General features: G+C 61.2%; 5 protein-coding genes and 1 pseudogene. 2 read left to right on the top strand and 4 right to left on the bottom strand.

The genetic code is table 11. The features are described from left to right. Positions 1–139 (top strand): annotated as a pseudogene (locus tag AC1DSF_RS10510) (IS30 family transposase); the annotation flags it as partial. Positions 140–573: 434 nt separating this feature from the next. On the opposite strand, the gene AC1DSF_RS10505 reads toward AC1DSF_RS10510, so the two are convergent. The 4 genes from AC1DSF_RS10505 to AC1DSF_RS10490 all read right to left on the bottom strand — a co-directional run bounded on the left by AC1DSF_RS10505 (position 574) and on the right by AC1DSF_RS10490 (position 3,051). Further along, a complete protein-coding gene (locus tag AC1DSF_RS10505; RefSeq protein WP_478124685.1) occupies positions 574–786 on the bottom strand; it encodes a hypothetical protein in 213 nt (70 codons plus the stop codon). Positions 787–1,173: 387 nt separating this feature from the next. Then, positions 1,174–1,578: a response regulator transcription factor gene (locus AC1DSF_RS10500; RefSeq protein ID WP_478182803.1), complete on the bottom strand. Its 405-nt coding sequence runs from the start codon at positions 1,576–1,578 to the stop codon at positions 1,174–1,176. Positions 1,579–1,582: 4 nt separating this feature from the next. After that, entirely contained in the window at positions 1,583–1,972 is a 390-nt protein-coding gene (locus AC1DSF_RS10495; RefSeq protein WP_478124683.1) for a GNAT family N-acetyltransferase, read from the bottom strand. Positions 1,973–2,016: 44 nt separating this feature from the next. Further along, positions 2,017–3,051, bottom strand: a complete 1,035-nt coding sequence (locus AC1DSF_RS10490) for a LysR family transcriptional regulator (RefSeq protein WP_478124682.1) — start codon at positions 3,049–3,051, stop codon at positions 2,017–2,019. 143 nt (positions 3,052–3,194) lie between these two features. Between AC1DSF_RS10490 and AC1DSF_RS10485 the strand changes: the two genes are divergently transcribed. Continuing rightward, positions 3,195–5,981: an endo-1,4-beta-xylanase gene (locus AC1DSF_RS10485; RefSeq protein WP_478124681.1), complete on the top strand. Its 2,787-nt coding sequence runs from the start codon at positions 3,195–3,197 to the stop codon at positions 5,979–5,981. Positions 5,982–6,542 lie beyond the last annotated feature (561 nt).

Genomic DNA, 6,542 nt, shown 5'->3' with positions numbered 1-6,542 from the left:
CAAGGGCATGGACATCTCAGGGTTCTCACAGCTTCAACTCAACGCGATCGCGAGACAATTGAACGAGAGGCCGCGCAAGACGCTCGGTTTCCATACACCGGCTGAGATGTTCAGCGAATGTGTTGCATCGACCGGTTGAATCCGCAGCCGATCTGAGCCCTTGAGCTCAAGGGCTACCTAGGAGTACGGTCGCGCCGTCTAGTGGCAGCAATCACCGAGCGCGATAGCTCGGACAGTCGTGCAAATCCTCGCGGCCGGTGTTGCTCTCGCCGTAGGGCTTGACGCGGCGCAACATCGCTCGACGCACTTGGAGTCCGCTCGCAGGCGGCCATCAGTGGAGGTTGTGGCGAAGCGCACACTTTCGAGTGAAGATTTTTCTGCGGCTCCAGGCGGCACCTTAAGATCCGCGCGCGAGTCGGATGCCCCGCCAGATGGGAGAACCACTTGATGCACAGACCAGCGGCAAGCTCTTCGGCCGCGACATGGCGAAGGTGGCCCGGCGGGCTCTTGGTCCAATCGCTGAACCCGACAAACCAGCCTGTTCCGTTCGAACTCAGGCGTCCGGCGCCTTGCTTACAGCGGAGCGCCGAACTCTGTATTGCCCGAGTGCGGGCGCGACAAGTAGTCAGCAATCCAGAGACGTGCTTTGAGCGCCAAACGGCTGTGGGCATCCTGCTTGGATGCTGCAACGCCGGTCAGGGCCAATCGGCATATCCGCTCGCCATCACGGCAAACGTCGGCAAAGTAGTGAACCGTTTCGCCTTGGTCCTCGGAATCGATGGTCATCGTCCAATCGGCGGGCGCCAACGGGCCTCCCGGGTCGGACCCGTCAGGGTGGAGATTCATACTTCCTCACTCTCTTTCTAACGCCCGATGTTGTTGCCGGGGAGTTGGCGCCAATGCTTGGTCTTGGTCTTGGTCTTGGCCGCATGCAGCCTGCTGCCTGGCACCCCATGCCGCATTGAAACCGGGCTCGTCGTTCGCGAACACGTCTGAGAGGCTCCCCGGCCCTGTGTATCTCATGGCGGCGTATAGGTTCATGGCTTCGAGTGCGCTGCCTCTTTCCACACAGCGAGGGCCGACTGTAGCCGGACGCGGCGTCCCCATTGCGAGTGGACCAACCGACTGTCCGCCGAAAACTCGTCTCTCGGATGGTGGGTGATGCCCAGCTTCTCAGTTCAACTGCCTGTTGGGGCCGGGCGCCCCGGCGGCGTGGGCGTTCGCAAGGTCAGCGATGTAGTCGCGCGCCTGCTGGAATTCGATTGCCTTGTCGAAGTACGCAAGGGCGCCGGCATCGATGTGGCTCTTGCGCATGGAGGCCCAGCCGAGGTGGGAAAGCACGACCACCTCGATGTCCGGATGGTGCTGCCTGACGTGACGCAATAGATCGATTCCGCGGTCGTTTCCGCGCAACTTTGCGTCCACCACGACAAGGTCCGGAGGGTTCGAAGCGATGGATGCCAGCGCGCTGGCCACGTCCCCCGCATAGCCGATGACCGTGACCCCCGGTGCTGCCTGCAGCAGCGCGCCGAAGCTCTTCTGAATTGCCACGGAGCCGTCAACCAGCAGCACTTTCACCTCTTCACCTCGCGTTTTCCCGCTGCAGGTCATGTTGCCCGGCACGTCCGAGCTCCCGGGTTCGAGATCGGGCATAGGACAGCAGCTCGGTCGAGACGCCCCTTTTCGCCCACGCTCGGCGTATGGCGAGCTTGTGAACGAAGGCCGACGTGCCCGGAAGGACCTCGGGCCAAAAATAGGCATCCTCCAACTCGAACTTCATGACACCAGCCAAGCTGTCGCCTTGACGGGCAACATGAAAGAGCCCTTTGCTCACGTCCCGAAAAACGCGTTCTTGACCAACTTCGCCTGCTGACCAAAGAGCTCTACCGTCGCCGGCGAGCCACTCGGCTGCCTCTTGCAGGACGGACGCAATCATTGGCGCGTCGGAGAGCAGAGCTTCCTGGATGTTCATGGGCAAGCGTTCATTGAGCAACCCGCTGGGCCTCGACCGTCTCGTCAACAGCGAGAAGACGCGCGACCCCGTGGCTCAGACCTGGCACCGGGCGTCGCTCTGTCTGCCAGTGCCGCTTCAGCCTTGTGGTCAGCCATGTTGCGGATCACGTCCATGAACGCCAGCACAGCCGTGCTGGGGGGCTCGCCTTGCGGCGTAATCAGGCCGAAGTCGGGCATGCGGTTGGGGAGCTCGACCGCGATGCGCGTCAGCAGCCCGCGCCGTACATACTTGTCCACCAGCGCGGCAGGTTGCAGCGACAGCATGGTCGTGCTCTGCATCAGCTCCAGCGCGAACAGAAACGACGGCGTCTCGATGATGCCCGAGGTGAGCGACAGGCCTGTGCCACTGAAGATGTCATCCGACACCTTGCGCAGCGCAGTGGATGTCGGATAAAGAATCCACGGCCAGTTCGACAGTTCCCTCAGCCCGGGGGCATGCTGTCCGCACAGCGGATGGTGCACGCCTGCGGTGACCTGCAATCTTTCACCGCTCAGGTTTTCGTAGTGGAACTGGTCGCGCTGAGATTCGTCGATGAAACGGCCGATCATCACATCGATCTTGCGCTCGGCCAGCCACACGATCAGCTGGTCGCTGCTCTGTTCCAGCACCTTCACCACCAGCAGCGGCCGCAGGCGCTGTAGCTCGGCCACCGCGGCAATCAGCAGATGGGCCGCCGCACCCGAGATGGCGCCGATCGACAAATGGCCGTGCCCACCCTGTTTCAAGGTGCTGAACTCGTCCAGGAACTTGCGGTGGCCGTCCAGTGCCGAGTGCGCATAACGCAAGGTGAAGAGTCCCAGCTCATTCGGTTGCATGCCGCGCGGCAGGCGATCGAACAAGCGCGCTTCCAGCATTTCCTCGATGTCCATCAACACCTTGGTGGCTGCCGGCTGCGTGATGTACATCTGCTCGGCAGTCAGGCGCAAATTGCGCGTCTTTCCCAGGATGTCGAGGAACTGGAGATGCCGGAAACGCAGACGCGAGACTTGCGCCAGGATGAGGGATCTCCCCGAGGTTTTGCCTGAAGTCATCAGCATTTGGAATGGATGCTAGCGAAAAAGTCAGTGGACCGGCAGGGGGCCGTCACCTAGCCTACGGGTCCATCAAGTACGGCTCCGCAGAGAGCCGGCGCGTCGCGGCAAGGTCGCTGCACCCTGCATATTCCCATTCCGGAGACATCATGAAAATCAGATCATTAGGCTTGGCGACTGCGCTGCCGGCCGCATTGACCCGCCCCGCTTCGGCGTCGGAATCATTGAAAGGTTGGGTCATGTTCAGCAGACTTGGCTTGAAGAGCATCTTGATTGCTCTGCCAATCGGACTTCTGATTGCGAATGGCGCCTTGGCAGCTGAGCGGCCTGCGAACCCTGCCGATTGGCCGGCGCTGAAAGACGTATACAAGAACTACTTCCTGATCGGCAGCACCAATCTCAGCGCACGCAACTTTGGCGTCGACGTGGTTCCGGGTGAAAACTCGGTCGCCGCCATGACCGTGAAACATTTCAACTCCGTGACGCCCGGCAACGCGATGAAGCCGGAATTCTGGAATGGCGGGATCAGCAATCCAAACCCGGATTTCCTCACCAATTTGACTTCGGGCATCAACGCTGACATCGCCGCGGCCAATTCGCGGGACGTGAAGGTCAATGGGCACGTGCTGCTCTGGCACAACCAGTCGGCCCAATGGCCCGCCCCCAATGTCCTGACCTCGACTGGCGGATGGGAAACTCCCTGGGACTACGCAACGGCAAAGACGAATCTGGAGTATTACGTCCGGACCGTTGCCGGCCATTTCGATCGGGAACCCTTCAAGGTCTACGCCTGGGACGTCGTCAACGAAGCTTTCAAAGACAACCCGGACAACCCTGCCGACTGGAGGAACGCCCTCCGAACCGGTTACAGCCCCGAGGAGCGGCCATCTCGATGGGCCCAGGCCTACTCCAAAGGTGGGAAAAGCTGGGACTACCTGTATGACGCCTTCTACTACGCACGCCAAAACACGACGGCGATCCTGAACTACAACGACTTCAACGACAACGAGCGAGCCTCCAAGGCCACCGCGATCGCTGCGATGGTCAAGGAATTCAATGAACGGTACGCGGCTGAATCGGCCGTACGCAAGGGCCGAATACTTCTGGATGCCAAGGGAAACCCCAGGCCGCTGGTCGACGTCATCGGTACACAGGGGCACTGGGACATGAGGCTCAATCTGGACGCCTTCGAGAGGACCCTCAAGACCTATCTGGAAACCGGAGCGAATGTCGATCTGACCGAACTGGATCTCGCGCCAGCTCTGGGTCTGGACAAAGGCGAACGGATTCAGAATGGTCCTGAAATGGACGCCCTGTTCATGGAGCAGGGCATCCAGTACGCGAAACTTTTCAGCCTGCTCAAGGAGTACGCCGCCGGACCGGGAGGAAGTCACCCCGAGTACAAAGGGGGCGTGCACCGGGTTACCTGGTGGGGGATGACGGACCCGGGCTATCACACCAACGGGTATCCGTGGTCGGCCGTCGGTAAACCAAAGGAGGCGTACTGGGCCACGACAAACCCGGAGCAGTACCTCATCGATGCGGGCTTGCCGGCGCACGGGGTGACCGCGACCTTCAGCTATGGCGGAGAAACTTTCAAAGCCAGGACCTGGGGCGGCAAGAACGCTCACGCGATGCTTGACATCAACGTGCCGGTCGAAACGAAGAACGTCGTCTTCACCGCTGGCAACGTCTCCCTGCCCGCGGGGTTTGCCGTTGAGAGCATGAAATTCAACCCGCCCGACTGCGCCGTGATTCCCGGGAGCCCCTGCCATGTGACGGTGACCGCGAGGGGTCCCGCACCGGCAACTTCCCCTGTGGAGAACACGGCGACGTTCGTACTGTCCTTTGGCAAGATGACCGTCGGATGGATGGACGCCGCCAACGCGCTGGGAGCACCCCTGTCCTATGCGGAAGTTCGCTTCAGTGACGGCGTGACCCATTTCAAACAGTACAAGACCTCCTATGGGAGCGACGGCATGGCGAGAGCGTCCGGCGTCACGGAAACGAAGGCTGTGCCCAAACATGGCCACAGTACGCTCATCCTGTCACCACGAGACCCGGTTGCCAACCCGTTTGGATTGCGGTTGCAAAAGCATGCGGGGACGGAGAAAGCCTGGCGACTCGTCACGAGATTGGAGCCCGGGAGGACGTACATGGTCGTGTCTGGGGAGTCGACTCTCAACGGACAGACGCAGGCCGCTGCTTTGACCAACAGAAGCAAGCCCGCGACGACGGCTTCACCGGAATCGCTATCGCGCACGCCTGTCATCGTCCGTGGCAACACCCTTGTGCCATTGCGCAATTTGAATGCGCCCGCGAGTGAACCCGCTCTGGCTCAGGACAACCTCAAGTTCGTCTTCGAGGAGGCGAAGAGCCCTGCCGCAGGACCGTACGCGGCTCAGGAAGGGCACACGATGCAGAGCTTCATCCATGGCACCAATGCCTACCCGCATGTCGTGTTCAGAGGCAACGGAGCGAATGGCACCGTCGTGGCGGGTAAGCATTCGCTGATCACGCGGCAGACGAATGGCCAAGAGGGTTCGCAGATCGCTGATAGAGCGCTTGATCAGGCGGTATGGTTCAACACGCCCATCGACCCGAAGACCGGCGAGATGAAGATGTTCCTGTATACCGACAGGGGCGGAGCCAAGCAACACTATGTTCTGAAGGAAGTGGCCGATGGCGAGACGCCGAACAGGGACGCCGGGAACGCCATCAGTCAGCGGCAGGCGTCCGTTGGCGGGTTCGTCGCCATGCAGGCGGAGAGTCCCAAGGAGGGGACGAGTGTCAAGCTCTACGCCTACGACATCGAGCCCTACGCGCCGGGCAATGCGACGCTGCCGACGATGACGGAGCCCCCCCTGCCCCCGACGACGGAGCCGCCGCAGCCGGCGATGTCGATTGCCTTCCCATTCAGCAGAAGCGTGCCTTAGCGGGTCTCCGTGAACTTCCGCTACCTAGTGCGGAGCAGGCGACCTTCTGCTGCGCCCGATGCAGCACCGAGGCTAAACGTGCGAGCTACATAGCCCACCTTCAACTACTTTCAAACGACTATGAGCTCCAACAACTACCCCAAGCTGCCTCACACGCTCCGATACCGAGTCGACGATACCCATGCAGGACACTTCCAGCTTGTGGACGCAAAAGGCACGGTCTGGGCCGGGGAGGTCCCTTGCGCGGCAGCCGCGCTAGTACTAGCCGCGGCACCAGGGCTACTTCGGGGGTACGAAATCCTTCTTGGGGTAGCGCACGAATGCTTTCGGCTGCGCTGGAACCTTGGATTCAATGACCCCGACTTCGAAGAGTTCCTTGAAGACGAGGGCGACCTTGAGAGACGATTCCCCGGGGCACCCGCGTATGCAAAGTGGCTCCGAGAACGCTCGGACCGCGCCAGCGCGCTCCTCCTACCGGACGGAAGCTGTCCGGTCGAGCGATACGTTGAGGCGCAGGCCGACTTGTTTGCACTGTCCGAAGATTGACGTGACGTCGCCGTA

The organism is Variovorax sp. 01N429, from assembly GCF_056399425.1.
The sequence above is the reverse complement of the archived record's forward strand: the minus strand, read 5'-3'. Positions and strand labels throughout refer to the sequence as shown.